This window comes from Campylobacter concisus, assembly GCF_003048575.1.
Lineage (GTDB): Bacteria > Campylobacterota > Campylobacteria > Campylobacterales > Campylobacteraceae > Campylobacter_A > Campylobacter_A concisus_U.
The window spans coordinates 60,112-78,409 of the sequence record NZ_PIRZ01000006.1 but is presented as its reverse complement, the minus strand read 5'-3'; the positions used below and the strand labels follow the sequence as shown (position 1 = coordinate 78,409).

Genomic DNA, 18,298 nt, shown 5'->3' with positions numbered 1-18,298 from the left:
GCTCGATTTAGAAAATATTTATATTTCAGGGAGGAGAAAGTCATGAAAAAAGGCTTTACGATGATTGAGTTGATCTTCGTGATCGTTATATTGGGTATATTAGCTGCGGTTGCTATACCAAAACTAGCTGCAACAAGGGATGATGCAGAGATATCAAAAACTGCTTCAAATATACAAACACTTATTTCGGACTTGGGTTCTTACTACACTTCACAAGGTGAATTTGCTACTGATTCGGATATTAAAGAAGCTGTCAAAAAAATGTCAAATGTAAAAATACCAGTAAAAGCAAAAGATGATGAGTGTTTAGAAGTACGTCCTGGAAATAATACTACTGGTGAGATAGGAATAACTATAAAAACAGGCGGTCTTTGCAAACAAGTTTGGGGCTTGCCAGGCTTAGTAGATGTTAAAGCCTTAATCGAAAGTACTACCGACAACAAGACAGCTAATACGCTTAAATTTGGCGGCATGGGCATAAAATATAAATAAAATTTAGCAAGGTATTTTCCTTGCTTTTTATGATTTTTGGCTTACTAAATTTTTAATATAACAAAGCCTGATAGAAATACAAATTTTCTTTTATACAAATAATTTATATACATAAAAATAAAAGCTTTCTAAGATTTAATGCGTTGCCAAAAGATATCAAATCTTAACTTCTACTAAATAGGCAATGGCTTTTTATTAAAATTTAATTGATTTTTATCCTTTACAAATTTTAAAGATAAAAAACGTAAAATCAAACCATGGATTTACTAAAAGACCCGCTAAATAAGCTCATCATTTCGCTTTCGCTTCCAGCTGGCACCGCAATGATGTTTAATACTCTTTATAACGTTACTGGTACATTTTTTGCAGCAAAAATTTCTACTCTTGCCGTAGCTGGTATGGCTATGAGCTTTTTGCTTTATCTAAGTATTGTAGGCATTGGGCTTGGTTTTGGCTCAGCACTAACTGCGCTAATAGGCAATAGTCTTGGAGCAGGAAAAGTAAAAATGGCTAAATTTTATGCAGCAAATGGAATTATCTTCGTGCTAGTATTTGCTATTTTTATGGGGTTTTGTGGCTATTTTTTAGCACCGAATTTGCTCGCTTTTTTAGGAGCTGATCATCGCTATTTAAAAGAGGCGCTTGATTACGCAGGTGTTATCTTTCTTGCTGCACCATTTTTCTTGATTATCAAATCTCTAAACGGCGTGCTTGTGGCACTTGGAGATACAAAAAGTTACCGCAATTGGCTATTTTATGGCCTTTTTATCAATGCATTTTTTTGCTACTTTTTTGCATTCATTTTGGGTCTTGGTGTAAAAGGACTTGCTCTAGCAACAGCTAGTGTTCAGCTTTTGGGCATGATCTACCTTTTTGTAAAAGTTAAAAAAGCTAAGATGATCGAGCCAAGAAATTTAAGCTATTTTGTGCCAAATTTTAGCATTTGGGCAAAGATTACAAAGCAAGCTCTACCAGCTTGTTTGAACTATCTATCGATGTCGCTTGGTTCACTTGTGCTTTTAAAATTTATAAGCTACTATGGCGTAAATGCCGTAGCAGGATATGGTATAGCTTTAAGGATAGAGCAAATTTTGGTATTGCCGACCATTGGTATGGCCGCAGCAGTTTTAAGTATCGTTTCAAGAAACTATGGCGCTAAAAATTTTAAAAGAGCTAAACAATGCTATAAAGTTTCACTTCTTTTTTTACTTATTTATTGTGCATTTGCTTGTGTTTTTATTAGATTTTTTGGTGAAGATATGATAAGAATTTTTGATGATACGCCGGTAGTTTTGGGAATAGCAGGGCTTTATCTTGGTATAAATTCTCTTGCTTACGTAGCTTATGGCACGATAAATGTCTCAGGCAGCACTCTTCAGGCCATAAAACGCCCAGTGGCCATCTTTTTGCTAAATGGATTTAGGCAATTCGTACTTCAAGGATCACTTTTTTACGCAGTAGTTTTTTATTTTGGTCTTGAGATAAAATTTATATGGCTAGCTCTATTTTTTAGTGTCTATCTCACAGCCATTTGTTTCGTCTTTTGGACGCTTTATCAGTTAAGAAGGGCTACTGGCGTAAGCTTTTAAATTTAAAACAAAAAGCAAAAAAGCAAAGTGAAGCAACTAAGATTATGCTAGCTCCGCCTGTTAGGTTAAAATAAAAGCTAATAAATAGACCGCTAAAACAAAAAACGACTGAAAAGATAGTGGAGATTAACATCATCAGTCCAAGTCTTTTGGCAAAAATTTGTGCTAAATATGGCGGTATAGTAAGAAGAGCGATGACTAGAATCAGCCCAACAACACGAATCGTAGCCACCACACAAAGTGCCATCATGCACACTAATAAATAGTGAAAAAATGTTGTATTTACGCCGCGCAACTTTGCAAACTCTGCATCAAAGCTAATAGCTACAAATTGACGATAAAAAAGAGCAATGAGTGCTAAAAATAAGATATCTAAAATACTCATAAATGTTATATCTTGCCCGCTTACTGCTAAGATAGAGCCAAAGAGATAACTCATAAGGTCGGCATTGTATCCCGGAGTTAAATCGATAAAAATGATACCAATAGCCATGCCAAATGCCCAAATAGCACCGATAACTGAGTCGATGTTGGTTTTATCTTTTAGCGTGATAGTAGCGATTATAAGGGCTAAAAAGAGTGAAAATATACTAGCGCCAAGAAGTGGTTCAAGCGAGAAGAAAAAGGCAAGTCCGATGCCGCCATACGCTCCGTGCGCGATGCCGCCAGCGATAAAAGTCATTTTATTTATAACAACGAGCGATCCTATGAGCCCACAAATGATACTAACTAAAATACCAGCAATAAAGGCATTTTGCATAAAATTTAACTCTAAAATTTCACTCATTTTATCTCTTTAGCTTAAAAACATTACTTTTGATTTTGCACTCACATTCGCCAAGTGCGATCTCGACATCGCAAAAATGGCTATGAGATTTTGCCAAATGCTCTATAAATTCTCTTTTTGCGGTATCTTCATGAGTTTTATGAATATGTAAATTTTTACTCACATAGGCGATTTTTGTAGCATAATTTAGTACGATATTTAGATCGTGACTTACCAAGACTACGCCAACACCGCTTGCATTTATATTTTTTAAAATTTCATAAATTTCAGCCTGGCCCTTTGTGTCGATACTAGCTGTTGGCTCGTCTAAAACGAGAACCTTTGCATTTGCACAAAGCGCTCTTGCGATATATACACGCTGTCTTTGGCCACCGCTTAGCTCACCAATTCTAGCGCTTGCGAATTCTTTCATGCCAACTTTCTCAAGGGCACCAAGAGCCATTTGTTTCTCATCTCGCGAGTAAAAACCAAAAATTTTTTTATCGATTAGCCCCATTAAAACTACTTCTAAAACCATCATTGGAAAGCTTTGATTTGAGAGGAAATTTTGAGGCACATAACCTATAAATTTACTGACTTCACTTGGCTCTTTTCCAAAGAGCTTTATCTCGCCACTTTGAGGCTTAAGTAGTCCTAAGATAAGCTTTAAAAGCGTGCTTTTGCCACCACCATTTGGACCGATGATAGCTAAAAACTCATCGCTACTATAATCTAAATTGATACCTTCTAAAACCACTTGCTTATCGTAGCTAAAGTTTAAATTTCTAATTTTTATAATTTCTTTCAAAACAGACTCTTTTGCGTAAATGTCGTAGTAAAAATAAAAAGCCCAAGCCAAAGCATAACGCTAAGAGCCATAAATTCGGCATAGATTTTAAACTTTTTTAACTTAATGTTTGTGCTCTCATTTATCTTGGCCCCAAAAACAGCCGCTAAAAATATCACTGCGCTCATGCCAAGCGCCATAAATAGGCCACTTATAACGCCTGCAAAGTAGCTGCCTAGCTCATTTGCTAGCACAAAGACAAGTATCGTGCCAGGACAAGGAATAAGTGCCGCAGCAGCCGCAACCAGCCATTCTTCTTTGTTTTTTGGTTTTTTTGTAATGCAGATATTACAGCCACAGTCGCTAGTAAATTTTGTATTTTTACTCAAATTTTGGCTTAAACTTGAGCTAAAAATATAAAATTTATTTAACTCTTTTTTGCTTGAAAGATAAATTTTGACCTTTTTATAAAGCATAAAAATCGCTACAAAAAAGATAACAATGCCAGAAAATGCTGTTGTAACGCTTGCTGTATCTTTTGTCAGATCGCTACTGATCTCACGCAATATCATAAAACTAGCAAGCACAAAAATAAACGCACCCACAACATGTAAAAATCCGATCTTTAAAGAGAAGAAAAAGGCTTTGGCGTAGCTTCCGCCAGTTGCGGCAAAATAGGAGCTTGTAAGCACCTTGCCATGTCCCGCAGATGCAGCATGCAAAAAGCCATAACCAAATGATATGAGCGCTAAAAATAGCAGAGTCAGCGGATTTTTTTGATCAAAATTTCTTAGAATTTGCTTTAATCTATCAAGCATATTTAGACTTGTTTTTGAAACAAGATCAAACTTAGCTTCATCGATCTTATCGATCTGGCTTAAATTTTCATCTTCAAAATTTACTGAGTTTGGCTCTTTTAGAAGCTCTTTTAATGCAGGCTTTTCGTTATGAGCTTTGGCTGCAGCTTTACTTGAAAATGTAAAAAATATTAAATTTGCATTTGGATTTGGTATCGTCCAAAACTGATCTGATACCAAAAATGCGTTGTTTTGTGTAAATTTAAAATTAAAATATCCCTCTTTATCGTCCATTTCGACAGACACCACAAAGCCATCTTTAATAAGTAAATTTGTCTTAAAACTAACATCAAATTTTAATCTGCCCTCATCAAAATAGAGTTTATACTTTTTTAAATTTAGCTCAAGCTTTGTAGCATTTTCATCTTTGTAAAAGTACTCAATATTCGTTAAATAGTGCCTTGGCACAAGATAATCAAGTAAATTTAAGCGGATCTTTTTGATCTCGCTTTCATCTATCTTTTCATCCTGATTTAGGTCAAAATTTTGCCTCATAAGCTCTGAGAAATTTTGCGAAAATGTCCATGAAAAAGCAATTGTAGTGATATTGTTTTCGTTTGAGTCAAATTTTACGCTCACGTGAGCGGTTGGGCTATAAAGCGAGCAAAGAGCACACCCGAAGGCATTTATAGCAAATAAGCAAATGACAATCAGGCGTACTAACATCTTTTATAGACTCTTTTTATAGACTCTTAGCAAAAATTTCTGCTGTTTTTTTCATCTCATCTAGCCAATTTTCTGGGAGCTGATCAATGCTTATAACCTTTGAGCCAGTCTCTTTTGCTACTAAATTCGCAGCCTTTGTTGGAAACTGCGGAGCCACGAAAATGACTTTTACGCCGTGCTCTTTAGCCTCTTCGATGAGCTCTTTTAGCTCAGCTGGCTTTGGCTCTTTGCCCTCTATCTCGATAGCGATTTGCTCTAAATTATAACGTTTTGCAAAATACCCCCAAGATGGGTGATATACGATAAATTCGCGAGTTTTAACATCTTTTAGAGTATTTTTTATAAAGCTATCAAGCTCGTCAAGATTAGCTTTAAATTTAGCTAAATTTTCCTCATAGAGCTTTGCATTTTGCGGGAATTTCTCTATTAATGCCTTGGCAATATTATCAGCTTGAGTTTTTACTAAAACCGGATCAAGCCAAATGTGCGGATCAAGGCCATCATGATGATGGTGATGATGCTCGCTAGCTTCGTGGTCATGGTCATGATGCTCGTGATGCTCATGTTTATGCTCGCCCTCGTGCTTGTGCTCGTGATGTTCATGGTGTTCGTGTTCATCGCTCATAGCTATCTTTTCGATACCTTCTTGTGTTTTTATAATGCGTAAATTTTTAAAAGATTTTGAAAAACGCTCTAGCCAAGTATCTTCAAATTCAATACCAATAGCAAAGTAAAGTTCGCTCTTTTCAAGCTCCTTCATCTGTTTTGGCTTTGGCTCATAAGTGTGCGGATCAGCACCTTTGCCAACCATTGTATTTACGCTTAGTGTATCACCAGCGATCTGCTCAACAAAAAATTTTGTAGGCAATATACTTGTCGTAACAACTGGCTTTGCAAAAAGCGACAAAGCGCAAACTGCTAAAAAAACAAAAATCTTTCTCACCATCTCTCCTTTATTTGAAAAAATATTGCGGAAGTTTAGCAAATTGCAACTTGGTTGCAACTTAAAGAACAAAAGCCTAAATATAGTGCTTTTTAAATGAAATTTAAAACTTTTAGCGTTAATATACAAAAAATAAAAAGGGCAAGGATGAATGCAAGAAATTTCTTAGAAGAGCATAGTATCAAGGCAACTACTTTTCGCATAAAGCTCGTTGAAATTTTGCAAAATGCCAAAACTCCATTAAGTTATGATGAAATTTTAGAAAGCCTTAATGCAAATAAAACCACTTTTTATAGAAGCATAGAAATTTTTGAAAAAAAAGGCCTTGTCATAAAAACTGAAAACAATCATAAAAGCTACTACGAACTAGCAAATGAGGCAAAAGCGTACTTTATCTGCGATATCTGTCATAAAGTCACAAACATCGATATGCCCCATCTAAACGTCGCTAAAAATATAAAAAGCGCCGTGATAAAAGGCGTTTGTGATGAGTGTGATCACGAGTAAAGAGCGATGACCTCAGCTGGAATGGCTTTTGGGCGATTTGTTTTTAGATCAACGTAAACAAACTCGGTCTTGCCAGTTGCTATTAGCTTGCCATCTTTTTTAAACTCAAAGTATCTACAAGAAGTCGCCTTGCCCTCAGCTTGCGTGTAAGTGTGGATTTCTATCTCATCCATTAATTTTACGCTTTTTATATATTTGGCTTCATTTTTTCTAATGAGCCAAATTTCACCCCTTTTATACTGCGCCTCGACCGTGTCGCCAACCGCAGCAGAGTGTGCGAATGCAGCCTCTTGCATAAGAGTGAAATAATAGACATTATTCATATGTCCGTGCATATCTATGGCTTGTGGCGGGATGATGACGCGATATATAAAATCTCTCATTTTTGACCTTTTTTGCTAAAATTATAACCAAAAAGAGGAGCTAAAATGCAAAATTTATGGGATAAAAAGGCGTCAAACTACCAAAGATTTGACGGCAAGATCAGCGCTATTCAGCAGCAAATTTATGGCAAAGCCTTGGCTTGGGGGATAGACTTTAACGGCAAAGAAATTTTAGATATAGGCTGTGGTACGGGCGTTTGGAGTATATTTTTATCCAAAACCGCCAAAAGCGTAACTGGCATAGATAGCTCAGAAAAGATGATAGAAATTTTAAATGAAGATGCAAAAAGATTTGGCGTGACAAATTTAACCAGTGAGGTTTGCTCGTGGAGAGAATTTAAGCCTACAAAGTACTTTGATATTGCTATTTGCACAATGAGTCCAGCGATTGCTAGCGATGAAGATTTTGCTAAATTTCATAGTATCGCAAAGCAAAAACTCTACCTTGGCTGGGATAAGCCTAGAAGCTCTGATTTGATTGAGCCATTTTTTGAAAAATTTGGACGCACTCTCTCTCAAAAAAATGTTGTAAATAGACTTGAAGCGTGGCTAAATGAGCAAGGCATTACCTATAAGAGTGAAATTTTAAATGAGACAAGGATTGCTAGGCGAAGCGTGCAAGAAGCTGCTGAAAATATCTGCTGGCACCTTGAGATAAATGGAGCTAAAAACTACGATGAAAAGGTGGTTTTAGCGATGTTAAAAGAGAGATTTGACGGCGAGTTTATAGATGAAAAGATAGAGTCGCAGATGAAGCTTTTTGTCTTTTAAGCTAGTTTTGACCTAGAGAAAAATTTTTTACCAAATTCACTAAAAATAACTCCAAAGATTATTAAGATCGCGCCAAAAATTTGTATGAGAGTTAGCTTTTCACCAGCAAAAAAATAGCCGATAAAGCCAGCAGAGACTGGCTCAAGGCAGAAAAATAAAGCTGCTTTACTAGCCGTTGTATATCTTTGAGCGATCGTTTGCACAAAGTAGCAAAATATGGTGCCAATCACCGTCGTGATAAATATCGCTATGAAAAATTCCCTATCGTAATTTGGCACCACACTACCTTCAATAAATGCAAAGACAAATGAGAGTAAAGAGACGGTAAGAAATACCACAAATACGAGTAGATAAAGCTCACATTTTCTTACAAAGTGGCCATTTAAGCTTGTGTAAAGTGCGTAAAATATGGCACAAAGTAGGGCAAGTGCCTCGCCAGCTCCTAAGGCAAGAGTGGCTCCACTTAAAAGCCATAGTCCAAAAATGGCAATAAATGCACCAAAAATAGCAAAAATGGTTATTTTATTTTTGAAAATGAGTGCTGTCATAAAAGGCACTATTACGCACTCAAGCCCTGTAATAAAGGCAACACTTGAGCTAAAAGTAAGTTTTAGAGCGTAAGTTTGAGCAACAAATGAGCCAAAGAGAACTACGCCAAGGATAGTGCCATAAACCACACTTTTTTTATCAAAAATTTTAGAAAATTTAAATGCTATAAGTCCCATAAAGATAGCGGAAATAAAAAATCTACAAAAGAGCATGACAAAGACGCTATTTGTTTTTAGTGCGTTTGCCATAGGTAAAAACGTAGCGCCCCAAACGATGGCAACTACGATGAGTGCGATGTCGGCTCTATTTTGCGCGCTTAAATTTTTCATTTAAAGATCGAGTCTAGCACCTTTTTGCCGCTATCTAGGCTAAAGCCGCTTCTTAGCCCCTTTTCCTTCTCGCTCATCACGTTAAATAGTCCATCTAGCGTCTTTCTTGTGATATAGGCGTTTAGATCCTCGCCGTCATCTGGTACATACTCGCTTGCACCTAAATTTTTAGCTAGGCTCTTTACTGATTTTATCGTTTCGTTGTTTTTTGCTGAGTTGCCGATGAAAGAATTTAGCCCATTATAGGCAGTCGCGAAGCTATTATCACTCATCATTTTTTCAATTATCGGCGCAAATGCCGCCTTTAGCTTTTGGCTTGAGCTTTTCTCTAAATACTTCGTAACGCTGTCACTACCGCCGTTAAAGAGCTTTTTGACATCTGCTTCGCTCATATTTTTTATGCTATCACTAAAAATTTCAGCAGCCTTTGGCACGGCCGTGGTCGCGGCATTGTTTATCGACTTGCTAAGATCCTGCGCCCACTTTTCGCCGCCTACTTTTTTGGCTAAATTTGACGCCATCTCAAGGCTTTTTGGAAGCGGGATTTTAGCTGTGGCGTTGTTTATAAAGCCCTCTTTTGAAAGCTCGCTAACAGCGGCATTTAGTGCTTCACTAACTAAGCTTTTATAGTCGTCGCTTGATGCGTGAGTAGCGATTTTGACGCCTTTATTTATCATATCATCCATACTTGCGGCTTGTAAATTTAAAGCAAGCGCGCCACAAAGAACAACAAGAGATCTTTTCATCTTCTCTCCTTTTTAAAATTTAGAGCAAAATCATACAAAAAATATCTAAACACTTAAAATAAATTTAATCTTTTTGCACTAGAATTCACCCTTTTTTCTAAAGGAAGATTATGCAACTTTTACTTCTTAGCTTCGCTCTTAGTATGGATAGTGCGGCACTAAATATGGCGAATGGTGCAAGGTATAAAAATTTAGCTCTTAATAAAATTTTATTTATTGCTTTTATGCTTGGCTTTTTTCAGTTTCTTATGCCGCTTCTTGGTTATCTTTTAGGTGTTAGTTTTGCAAAATTTATAAGCTCGGTTGATCATTTCGTCGCATTTTTTATACTCTGTTTTCTTGGTTTTAGAATGTTTAAAGAGGCCTGTAGCAAAGAGGAGTGTGAGTATCTTAAGATAGGATTTAAGACTATTTTATATGGAGCATTTGCTACTAGTGTGGATGCTCTTGCCGTTGGCGTCACACTTAGCTTTGAAGAGATAAATATCTTTCAAAGCTCGCTCATCATCGGTGTATTCTGCTTTGCATTAAGTTTGATTGCTTTTTATATAGGTAAATTTATGGGTGAAATTTTAGAGAAAAAGGCGCTCTTTTTGGGAGGAGCGATATTAATTTTTCTAGGTTTTAAAATTTTAATAACGCATTTAATTGAAAGCGGCGCGGTTCAATAAAAATTTAAAATAACAATTAAAAATAATATTTAAGATTAACTATATTTTAAAGCTTATATGGATAAGATTTTGATTTTTAGAAGTGGTGACCCATACGAGACTCGAACTCGTGTTACCGCCGTGAAAGGGCGATGTCCTAACCGCTAGACGAATGGGCCACATGTCGGTTATGAAGTTGGGATTATATTTCTTTTATACTTAATTTTAGATTAATAAGGAAAAATTTTTGAAAAATTTTTTATTTACTTTGTTGTCTGTTTTTATTTTTACAGGTTGCGTGGCTACTAAAACGCCGCAAAATTCACAAGCTTTTCAAGTTACTTTATTTTCTCCGATGATAAAGATAAATGATGTTGGATTTTTCCATAAATATAAAAATGAGCTAAATTTACAAATTTATAGCTCTGGCGTAAACACCGCAAACATAAACATAAGAGATAAAATTTGCATAAATAGCGCTTGTTTTAATAAGACTGAGTTTAATGAGAAATTTTTTCTAGCCCCGCATTATGAGAGCCTTTTTGAAGAAATTTTGCAAAAAGAAAAGATTTATGATGGCAAAGGATTGGTGAATACGGAGTGTGGTTTTAGTCAAGATCTAAGTTCATATTTTATAAAATACGAGGTTTGCGATAACTACGTCAAATTTATAGATAGCAAAAACAAAATAAGAGTGATAATAAAAGAGTTAAAATGAGATACATCGGAGCTCACGTAAGTGCGGCTGGGGGTGTGTTTAATGCACCTTTAAATGCTGCAAAAATAGGAGCAAATGCCTTTGCGCTTTTTACAAAAAATCAACGGCAGTGGAATGCAAAAGAGCTAAGCGCCAGTGAAATAGAGCAGTTTAAAGAAAATCTAAAAATTTCTGGCATAAGCACAAAGCATGTTTTGCCGCACAGTAGCTACTTGATAAATTTAGGCCATCCAGATGAGGATGCAAGAGCAAAGTCGCTTGAAGCCTTTATAGATGAGATAGATCGCGCCAGTAAGCTTGGGCTAGAGCTTTTAAATTTTCATCCAGGCTCACATCTAAAACAAATAAGCGAAAAAGAGTGCTTAGATAATATCGCAAGCTGCATGAACATGGCACTTAAACGTACAAGCGGTGTAAAGCTAGTCATCGAAAATACAGCTGCACAAGGTTCAAATTTAGGCTTTAGTTTTAAGCAGATTGCTTATTTGATAGAGCGAGTAGACGATGAGAGCAGAGTTGGTGTTTGCTTTGATACCTGTCACGCATTTGCTGCTGGATATGATCTAAGAAGCAAAGAGGCCTATGCCAAGACGATGGGGGAATTTGATGCGATCATCGGCTATAAATTTTTATCCGGCATGCATTTAAATGATGCAAAATTTGGGCTTGGCTCGAAAAAAGATAGGCACGAGAGTCTTGGCAAGGGTGAGCTTGGATTTAGTGCTTTTAAAAATATAATAAATGATGATAAAATAGGCGAAATTCCTTTAATATTAGAGACGATTGACGAGAGTATCTGGGAAGACGAGATAAAAATTTTAAGAAATTTCGAAAAGGAAAAACTATGAAAAAAGTGCTATTAAGCATTATTGCAACATCTACTTTGCTAAATGCTGGAGGTTATAAAGTTCCTGAGCAAAGTGCTGATTCTTTAGGTCTTGCTGCTAGTAACGTAGCCTTTAGTTTTGGGGCTGATGCGGCGTATTTTAACCCTGCAAATATGATGTTTTTAGATGGACGCCATCACATAGAAGGTACCCTTGGCTGGTTTCATATAAATAAGCTTGAGTTTAAAAGTGATAGTGGCAAAAGCTACAAGTCAGAAAAATTTGACTCACTAGCTGGTACATTTAGTTTTGTAACGCCAGAAATTTATGAAAACTGGAAATTCGGTTTAGCTCTTGCCGTTCCTGCTGCTGTTGGTGTATCATGGGAGGATCCAGCTACCGCATTTACCGCTAAAAGGTTTAAGCTGCAAGTTGTTGAACTAAATCCAACCGTAGCTTACCGCATAAACGATAAGCTCGCCGTTGCTCTTGGTGCTAGAGGTGTTTACACCAAAGGTAAGATAGCAAGTGACTTTGGACGAATAGGCTACAGAGAGATAAAAGGCGATGGTATGGGCTATGGCTATAATGTTGCACTTACTTATAGACCTATTGAGGATTTAAGCTTTGCTGTTACTTACCGCTCAAATGTAAATTTAGAACTTAAAGGCCATACAGATGCTGATTTTAACGGAGCGCTATCTCCTATAAGCTATCATGGCAAAACAAAAGTTGAGATCCCACTTCCTGCTCAGCTTGTACTTGCTGCTGGCTATAAATTTAGCGACTTTACTCTTTTACTAGCTTTTGAGAGGACGTATTGGTCTAAATTTAAAGGCTATGACTTTGAATACATGGATAAAGGTCCAGCTCACTCGCATCCAGCTTTTGCAAGATTCATGGACGATCCAGTCATAAAAAATGCAAAAGATACAAATACATATAGACTAGGCCTTGCCTATGATGTCAATGAAAAATTTAGACTAATGGCTGGCTTTGCCTATGATGAAGACATTACAAGTAGTAAGCATACTGGCTTAGAGCTTCCAAATACTACATCTAAGGTGTATTCTCTTGGGGTAAATTATAAATTTACACCAAATCTTGAAATGGCACTTGGATATGTCTATCAACACCGTGATAAGAAGCGTGCGACAGGTATTACCAACAGTATTGCTACAAAAATGTCAGGGGAATTTGATACTGGTACGATCCAAATCCTTGGTACGACTTTTAAATATACATTTTAGTTAGGGTTAATAATGCGATACTCTTATAATAATTTTTATGAAATTTTAACCAAAGTAGCAAAGGAAAATCCAAATCAAGTAGTTCTTTTTGAAGAAAAAGAGAAGCTAAAATATCGCGAATTAAAGCAAAATATCGATAAAGTGGCAGCTTATTTGCAACTTGCTGGAGTAAAATTTGGTGATAAAGTAGCTATGGCGGTTACAAACTCGAAAGAATTTATCATCTCATACCTTGCGATAACCGCAATAGGCGGTATTGCAGTGCCTATGAATACTTTTTTAAAAGCAAACGAGTTTGAATATATCATAAATGATTGCGGTGCAAAGGTGCTTTTTGCTTCTAGCTCGCTTGCAAAAGAGTTAATCGCATTAAATGAGCTTGAAATTTTAAGAAAGATAATCTGGATCGGAGCAATACCAAAGAAACTTCAAAGTGCCTCAAAGGATGAATATATAGACACTGACGAAGAGTATGGCGAGAGCGCGTATCTTACTTCAACTCCTCAAATTTCAAAAGAGGATATGAGCAAGGGCTATGAAAATAATGGCCTTGTTAAAAACATAAATTTTATAGAAACTCTAAATCATAAATACGCTCTTAGTATCACAAAGTATCCGGTAATAGATGATTTAATGCATATAATTTACACTTCAGGCACTACTGGCAAGCCAAAAGGCGCGATGATAAGCTATAAAAATATCTTTTCAAATTTAATTGGAGCTCATGATCGTTTCATAGTAAAAAAAAGTGATCGTTTCATAGTCTTTTTACCGATGTTTCATAGTTTTACACTAACTGCAATGGTGTTGCTTCCGATATTTGCGAGCGCTTCGATGGTTCTTGTAAAATCAGTATTTCCATTTTCAAATGTACTAAAACAAACTTTACTAAAGCGTGTAACTGTATTTTTGGGAATCCCAGCCATCTATACAGCTATCGGTAAGGCTAAAATTCCTTGGTATTTTAGATGGTTTAACCGCATTAGATTATTTGTAAGTGGTGCAGCTCCGCTTGCAAAGCAGACGATAGATGACTTTAGAGTGAAATTTCCGCGTGCAACACTTGTTGAGGGATATGGACTTAGCGAATGCTCGCCAGTCGTAGCTGCAAATTTATATGATAAACAAAAGCTTTTAAGTGTAGGGCCTGTGCTTGATGGTTATGAGGTAAAGATCGTAAATGATGAGATGATGGAGCTTCCAGTTGGCCAGATAGGCGAGATCATTGTAAAGGGCGACTGCGTTATGCAAGGCTACTATGGTATGCCAAGCATCACTGATGAGACCATAATAAATGGCTGGTTAAAGACCGGAGATCTTGGCAAAGTCGATGAAGAGGGCTTTATCTATATCGTTGATCGTAAAAAAGACCTCATCATATCAAAGGGCATTAATATCTATCCGCGTGAGATAGAAGAAGTCATTTACAAACTTGAAGCAGTTGAAGCAACAGCGGTAATTGGCGTAAAAGATGTACATGCTGATGAAGAGGTCGTTGCTTTCATACAAGTAAAAGATGGCATGGATCTTGATGAAAAAACAGTAAGAGAGCATTTGAAGAAAAATTTAGCGAATTTCAAGATACCAAAGAGTATCTATTTTGCCGAAGAGTTGCCTAGAAATGCCACTGGTAAGGTGCTAAAACGTGTATTAAAAGAACAAATAGAGCAGATGAAGGATAAATTTTAGTGAAATACTTGCTTGATTTTTTAAACCAGGACCTCAAAAAAAGCAAAATTTACGAGCTGATAAAGTGTGGCGATGAAGAGGGAGAAATTTTAAAATATCTAAGTAAAGCTTATGTGCAAGGAACGGCTAATATGAGCGTTTTTGAGCTACTTGGAGCAGTCTTTGGCACACAAAATGATAAGCAGCTTTTGTATCTAAAATTTATAAAAAATTTGCTTGATAGCGGTTGGATTGTACAAAATTATAGTCTTTTTAAAATACCTGAGAGCACGCAAAGGGCTTCAGCTCAAGGGCTTCTTTCGTTGCTTCATTCTGAAATTTCTCTATCAGCCACATTTTTAAAAATTCTTGAAGATGGCAACGCTGATATAAATTTGCCAGAGCTTACGCCATATGAAGATCATTTGGAGTATTTAAAAGATCAGTTTTTAAAGGTGGAGCTTTACTCAAAGGCTGCCATTTTTGAAAACAGCTCAAGTGATGCCAAAAAGCGGATAAATGAGCAAATTTCTGAGCTTACAAAGCGAATCAATGAGCGTGTAAAACTAAGCAAGATCAGCCTAAAGATAGAGCAAATTTTTAAAGAAAACTCACTTGACGAAAAAGAGCAGATCATATTTTTAGCCCTTTTAAAAGAGGAGTACGCGGGCGACTTTGAAAATGGTCGCGACCTAAACACGCTAGTTGGGCTAATAAGCAAAGATGAGCTTGAACGCATCAAAAATCGTACTCTTTTAGAGGATGGCTCAAGGCTCATCGAGAGCGCACTCATTGACTACGACGAGGTTTTAAACGCTTATGGCAATGTAAGCAAGAGCTTTTTTATAAATGAAGAAATTTTGCAAAGCATAATGCACCCAAAAAATGACAAAAATAGCAAGAAAATCAAGATCGAAAGCCTGGTAAAAGAGCAAGAAATTTTTGAGCTCATTGAGCCAGTAACGAGCCTAGAAGACGTCGTGCTAAACGAAAAGACAAAGCAGCTTTTAAGCACGATACTAAAGCAAGTCGATAAAAAAGTGCTCGCTAGACTTAGTAGCTGGGGCATAAAAACTAGAAAAAACATAGACGCCAAGATTATCTTTTACGGTGAGCCTGGCACTGGTAAAACCATGAGCGCCGTTGGGCTTGCAAAAAGCCTAAAGAAGCAAATTTTAAGCTTTGACTGCTCAAAAATTTTAAGCAAATATGTCGGCGAGAGCGAGCAAAATGTAAGGAAAATTTTTGATACTTACAAAGAAATTTGCAAAAAAAGTGGCAGCGAGCCGGTGCTCTTGCTAAACGAGGCCGATCAGTTTTTAAGCACGAGAGTGGAGAGCTCGAGCGGGGCTGAAAAGATGCATAATCAAATGCAAAATATCTTCTTAGAGCAGATCGAGCGTTTTGAAGGCGTGCTGATCGCCACGACAAATTTCTTGCAAAGCCTTGATGTGGCGTTTTCTAGAAGGTTTGATTATAAGATCGAGTTTAAAAAGCCTGATTTTAACGGCAGGCTTGCCATTTGGCGTAAAATTTTGCCTGAAAATGCGAGCTTTGAAGATGGCTTTAGCGTAGAAAGACTGGCTGAGTTTAACCTAAGTGGCGCGCAGATCGTCCTTGCACTAAAAAATACCGCTTTGAAAGTCGCTATAAAAGATGATGGGATCTTTACCTTTGAGGACTTTAAAACCACGATAGAGCGCGAGCTAAACTCTAGCTTTGGTGAGGATAAAAAGATGGGATTTGGCTCTTAAGCCTTTTTCTTACCGACTTTAGTTATTTTGTATGGGATCAGCAGTAAGATGATACTTCGTACCAAGACAAAGACAAAAGTACCGATGATCACTGACGTGAGCGAGAAAATTTGTTTTTCGTCTACGAAAATTTGCATGAGTGTCACTACTAAAATCCACAGCAGGATAAATATCCACTCATAACCGTTTAGTATAAATTTAGCTCGCTCGCTTACCTCAAATTCGCTATCACAACCTTTGCAAATAAGTAGTTTTTTATCAAAAAAGTCCCAAAATTTTGAAATTTTATCGACTCTGTGACCGCAGTTTGGGCATGTAAAGTGTGTGAGTTTTGGCTTATTCAAGCTGATCTCCTCGCTTTGTCATCTTATATGACACAAAGTGCAAAACTACTACTTTTACCACGAAATATAAAACCACAAAGATAATAAAAGCAGCTAGAAAATATTCTTTTTTATTATTAAAAAATATTGAGTGGACTGCACTAAATAGTGCTATCATCGCTATAAAAGAAGCACTGGCATATATCTCGTTTGCTATCTTAAAAAGATTTACCACTTCAAATTCGCTCCTGCACTTTTTGCAGCATCGCTTTTCTGGACCAAAAATGAGATAAGAAAACGTAAATTTATTGATTTTTTGACCGCAATTTTCACACCTAAAACAAAGCAACGAAATCACCACCATTTTTGATAATAAATATAAAGATTTGATTATATTTTAGTCGCACTTCAGACACTATGAAATTTTACTGATTGATCTTATCAAGCAGTTCTTCGACCTCTTCGAGCGCAAAGGCCTCTTCTGAGCTTTGTTTCAAGAAACTCTCCATAAATTCTTTTTTCGAGATCGCAAGGTCAAGCTCCTTGTCACTTCCCTTTTGATATGCGCCGATGCGAAGCAAGACCTCATTTTCTTTTAAAAGCGAGTAAAGGCGCTTAAATTTCATCGCATTTAGCTTATGCTCTTTACTGATCACATCTCCCATGACACGCGAGGCTGAGTTTTGGATATTGATAGGTGGATAAATTCCAAAATCCGTTAGCTCACGACTTAGCACGATGTGCCCGTCTAGGATAGAGCGGCTTTGGTCGGCTATCGGGTCGCTCATATCATCGCCCTCGACTAGCACGGTGAAAAATGCCGTGATACTGCCCTTACCCTCCTCTTTGCCGGCGCGCTCCATTAGCTGTGGCAGGAGTGTGAGCGAGCTTGGTGGATAGCCTTTTGAGGTCGGTGGCTCGCCAAGTGCAAGGCCGATCTCGCGCTGTGCCATCGCAAAACGCGTAACGCTATCCATGATGAAAAGCACATCGTTGCCCTGCTGTTTGAAGTACTCAGCCACGCTCATCGCACAAAATGCACCGTACTTTCGCATGAGCGAGCTGTCATCGCTGGTCGCTACGATGATGACCGTACCCTCTAGGTCACCGCCTAGGTTTTTTTCGATAAATTCGGGTACCTCACGGCCGCGCTCGCCTATTAGCGCGACTACTTTTATCGGTGCTAGCGTATTTTTTACGATCATGCCCATTAGGGTTGATTTGCCCACACCTGAACCTGCAAAAATTCCCAGCTTTTGACCCTTACCACAAGTAAGTAGCCCATCTATCGTCTTTATACCAACACTAAATGGCTCATTTATAAGCCCCCTTTTCATCGCATCTATCGGCGCTCTCATGATCGGCATATATTCAGTCGTCTCGATCGCTCCTTTGCCGTCTATGGGCTTCATAAATGGATCGACCACGCGGCCTAGCAAATTTGGCCCCACTGGTATGCTCATGCCCTGATCGCTCTCATAGACAAAGTCACCTATCCTAAAGCCCTCGACAAAGCCAAATGGACTGATATAAGCGCCATCTGTCTTTATTTGTGTAACCATGCCAAGACCATTTTTGCTCTTATCTTTTGCAACTATACGCACGATGTCTCCGATGCTTGGACGAAGTCCAGTGATCTCGATAGTTGTAGCTGTGATTTTAGTTATGATGCCAAAGGTGTTTGAGAGTTTCACACCCTCCTTAAGCTTTAAATTTATATGCT

At 37.4% G+C, this 18,298-nt stretch carries 20 protein-coding genes and 1 tRNA gene; 10 read left to right on the top strand and 11 right to left on the bottom strand.

The window, feature by feature from the left end; genetic code table 11:
• The first annotated feature begins 42 nt into the window (after positions 1-42).
• Entirely contained in the window at positions 43-492 is a 450-nt protein-coding gene (locus CVS84_RS07820; protein WP_107691808.1) for a type II secretion system protein, read from the top strand.
• 257 nt (positions 493-749) lie between these two features.
• A complete protein-coding gene (locus CVS84_RS07815; protein WP_107691807.1) occupies positions 750-2,081 on the top strand; it encodes an MATE family efflux transporter in 1,332 nt (443 codons plus the stop codon).
• Here CVS84_RS07815 and CVS84_RS07810 read toward each other — a convergent pair.
• From CVS84_RS07810 to CVS84_RS07795, 4 genes are read right to left on the bottom strand one after another with little or no spacing between them, the layout of a single operon-like run.
• Positions 2,062-2,868 (bottom strand): metal ABC transporter permease, encoded by an 807-nt coding sequence (locus CVS84_RS07810; RefSeq protein ID WP_054195991.1) that lies wholly within the window; start codon positions 2,866-2,868, stop codon positions 2,062-2,064. The genes CVS84_RS07815 and CVS84_RS07810 overlap by 20 nt on opposite strands.
• A 1-nt stretch (position 2,869) precedes the next feature.
• Complete coding sequence (locus CVS84_RS07805) at positions 2,870-3,655, bottom strand: metal ABC transporter ATP-binding protein (protein ID WP_085657950.1); 786 nt, start codon at positions 3,653-3,655, stop codon at positions 2,870-2,872.
• Positions 3,652-5,157 carry a nickel/cobalt transporter gene (locus CVS84_RS07800; RefSeq protein WP_107691806.1) on the bottom strand — a complete coding sequence of 502 codons (1,506 nt, stop codon included), beginning with the start codon at positions 5,155-5,157 and terminating at the stop codon, positions 3,652-3,654. The genes CVS84_RS07805 and CVS84_RS07800 overlap by 4 nt, the downstream gene beginning before the upstream one ends.
• Positions 5,158-5,173: 16 nt before the next feature.
• Positions 5,174-6,100: a metal ABC transporter solute-binding protein, Zn/Mn family gene (locus tag CVS84_RS07795; protein ID WP_107691805.1), complete on the bottom strand. Its 927-nt coding sequence runs from the start codon at positions 6,098-6,100 to the stop codon at positions 5,174-5,176.
• A gap of 147 nt (positions 6,101-6,247) precedes the next feature.
• Here CVS84_RS07795 and CVS84_RS07790 point away from each other — a divergent pair, with 147 nt between their 5' ends.
• The gene (locus CVS84_RS07790; RefSeq protein ID WP_072594097.1) at positions 6,248-6,607 is read left to right on the top strand and encodes a Fur family transcriptional regulator; all 360 of its coding nucleotides are present in this window, start codon (positions 6,248-6,250) and stop codon (positions 6,605-6,607) included.
• Here the strand turns inward: CVS84_RS07790 and CVS84_RS07785 are convergent.
• The gene (locus CVS84_RS07785; protein ID WP_107691804.1) at positions 6,598-6,990 is read right to left on the bottom strand and encodes an acyl-CoA thioesterase; all 393 of its coding nucleotides are present in this window, start codon (positions 6,988-6,990) and stop codon (positions 6,598-6,600) included. The genes CVS84_RS07790 and CVS84_RS07785 overlap by 10 nt on opposite strands.
• 45 nt (positions 6,991-7,035) lie before the next feature.
• Here CVS84_RS07785 and CVS84_RS07780 point away from each other — a divergent pair, with 45 nt between their 5' ends.
• Positions 7,036-7,761 (top strand): class I SAM-dependent methyltransferase, encoded by a 726-nt coding sequence (locus CVS84_RS07780; RefSeq protein ID WP_107691803.1) that lies wholly within the window; start codon positions 7,036-7,038, stop codon positions 7,759-7,761.
• Here the strand turns inward: CVS84_RS07780 and CVS84_RS07775 are convergent.
• A complete protein-coding gene (locus CVS84_RS07775) occupies positions 7,758-8,639 on the bottom strand; it encodes a DMT family transporter (RefSeq protein WP_107691802.1) in 882 nt (293 codons plus the stop codon). The genes CVS84_RS07780 and CVS84_RS07775 overlap by 4 nt on opposite strands.
• Positions 8,636-9,385: a DUF4197 domain-containing protein gene (locus CVS84_RS07770; protein WP_107691801.1), complete on the bottom strand. Its 750-nt coding sequence runs from the start codon at positions 9,383-9,385 to the stop codon at positions 8,636-8,638. The genes CVS84_RS07775 and CVS84_RS07770 overlap by 4 nt, the downstream gene beginning before the upstream one ends.
• A gap of 110 nt (positions 9,386-9,495) precedes the next feature.
• Between CVS84_RS07770 and CVS84_RS07765 the strand changes: the two genes are divergently transcribed.
• Positions 9,496-10,056 carry a manganese efflux pump MntP family protein gene (locus tag CVS84_RS07765; protein ID WP_107691800.1) on the top strand — a complete coding sequence of 187 codons (561 nt, stop codon included), beginning with the start codon at positions 9,496-9,498 and terminating at the stop codon, positions 10,054-10,056.
• Positions 10,057-10,139: 83 nt separating this feature from the next.
• Here CVS84_RS07765 and CVS84_RS07760 read toward each other — a convergent pair.
• A tRNA-Glu gene (locus CVS84_RS07760) sits at positions 10,140-10,214 on the bottom strand.
• A gap of 68 nt (positions 10,215-10,282) precedes the next feature.
• Here CVS84_RS07760 and CVS84_RS07755 point away from each other — a divergent pair.
• From CVS84_RS07755 to CVS84_RS07735, 5 genes are read left to right on the top strand one after another with little or no spacing between them, the layout of a single operon-like run.
• Positions 10,283-10,753, top strand: a complete 471-nt coding sequence (locus CVS84_RS07755) for a hypothetical protein (protein WP_107691799.1) — start codon at positions 10,283-10,285, stop codon at positions 10,751-10,753.
• On the top strand, positions 10,750-11,601 hold the full coding sequence (gene nfo, locus CVS84_RS07750) for a deoxyribonuclease IV (RefSeq protein WP_107691798.1): 852 nt from the start codon (positions 10,750-10,752) through the stop codon (positions 11,599-11,601). The genes CVS84_RS07755 and nfo overlap by 4 nt, the downstream gene beginning before the upstream one ends.
• Positions 11,598-12,830 (top strand): OmpP1/FadL family transporter, encoded by a 1,233-nt coding sequence (locus tag CVS84_RS07745; protein WP_107691797.1) that lies wholly within the window; start codon positions 11,598-11,600, stop codon positions 12,828-12,830. The genes nfo and CVS84_RS07745 overlap by 4 nt, the downstream gene beginning before the upstream one ends.
• A 12-nt stretch (positions 12,831-12,842) precedes the next feature.
• Positions 12,843-14,519 (top strand): fatty acid--CoA ligase, encoded by a 1,677-nt coding sequence (locus tag CVS84_RS07740; RefSeq protein ID WP_107691796.1) that lies wholly within the window; start codon positions 12,843-12,845, stop codon positions 14,517-14,519.
• Entirely contained in the window at positions 14,519-16,252 is a 1,734-nt protein-coding gene (locus tag CVS84_RS07735; protein WP_107691795.1) for an ATP-binding protein, read from the top strand. The genes CVS84_RS07740 and CVS84_RS07735 overlap by 1 nt, the downstream gene beginning before the upstream one ends.
• On the opposite strand, the gene CVS84_RS07730 is transcribed toward CVS84_RS07735, so the two are convergent.
• The 3 genes from CVS84_RS07730 to fliI all read right to left on the bottom strand — a co-directional run bounded on the left by CVS84_RS07730 (position 16,249) and on the right by fliI (position 18,293).
• On the bottom strand, positions 16,249-16,596 hold the full coding sequence (locus CVS84_RS07730; protein WP_107691794.1) for a hypothetical protein: 348 nt from the start codon (positions 16,594-16,596) through the stop codon (positions 16,249-16,251). The two genes, CVS84_RS07735 and CVS84_RS07730, sit on opposite strands and share 4 nt — an antisense overlap.
• The gene (locus CVS84_RS07725) at positions 16,589-16,810 is read right to left on the bottom strand and encodes a hypothetical protein (RefSeq protein ID WP_159070076.1); all 222 of its coding nucleotides are present in this window, start codon (positions 16,808-16,810) and stop codon (positions 16,589-16,591) included. Before CVS84_RS07725 ends, CVS84_RS07730 begins: the two co-directional genes overlap by 8 nt.
• 190 nt (positions 16,811-17,000) lie before the next feature.
• A complete protein-coding gene (gene fliI / locus CVS84_RS07720; protein ID WP_413784324.1) occupies positions 17,001-18,293 on the bottom strand; it encodes a flagellar protein export ATPase FliI in 1,293 nt (430 codons plus the stop codon).
• Between the last annotated feature and the right edge of the window lie 5 nt (positions 18,294-18,298).

Bases quoted from the DNA above. Each gene is read 5' to 3' on its own strand.
- CVS84_RS07810 (WP_054195991.1), bottom strand. From the start codon at position 2,868: ATGAGTGAAATTTTAGAGTTAAATTTTATGCAAAATGCCTTTATTGCT.
- CVS84_RS07740 (WP_107691796.1), top strand. From the start codon at position 12,843: ATGCGATACTCTTATAATAATTTTTATGAAATTTTAACCAAAGTAGCA.
- CVS84_RS07785 (WP_107691804.1), bottom strand. From the start codon at position 6,990: ATGAGAGATTTTATATATCGCGTCATCATCCCGCCACAAGCCATAGAT.
- CVS84_RS07775 (WP_107691802.1), bottom strand. From the start codon at position 8,639: ATGAAAAATTTAAGCGCGCAAAATAGAGCCGACATCGCACTCATCGTA.
- CVS84_RS07820 (WP_107691808.1), top strand. From the start codon at position 43: ATGAAAAAAGGCTTTACGATGATTGAGTTGATCTTCGTGATCGTTATA.
- CVS84_RS07800 (WP_107691806.1), bottom strand. From the start codon at position 5,157: ATGTTAGTACGCCTGATTGTCATTTGCTTATTTGCTATAAATGCCTTC.
- nfo (WP_107691798.1), top strand. From the start codon at position 10,750: ATGAGATACATCGGAGCTCACGTAAGTGCGGCTGGGGGTGTGTTTAAT.
- CVS84_RS07770 (WP_107691801.1), bottom strand. From the start codon at position 9,385: ATGAAAAGATCTCTTGTTGTTCTTTGTGGCGCGCTTGCTTTAAATTTA.
- CVS84_RS07780 (WP_107691803.1), top strand. From the start codon at position 7,036: ATGCAAAATTTATGGGATAAAAAGGCGTCAAACTACCAAAGATTTGAC.
- CVS84_RS07790 (WP_072594097.1), top strand. From the start codon at position 6,248: ATGAATGCAAGAAATTTCTTAGAAGAGCATAGTATCAAGGCAACTACT.
- CVS84_RS07745 (WP_107691797.1), top strand. From the start codon at position 11,598: ATGAAAAAAGTGCTATTAAGCATTATTGCAACATCTACTTTGCTAAAT.
- CVS84_RS07815 (WP_107691807.1), top strand. From the start codon at position 750: ATGGATTTACTAAAAGACCCGCTAAATAAGCTCATCATTTCGCTTTCG.
- CVS84_RS07765 (WP_107691800.1), top strand. From the start codon at position 9,496: ATGCAACTTTTACTTCTTAGCTTCGCTCTTAGTATGGATAGTGCGGCA.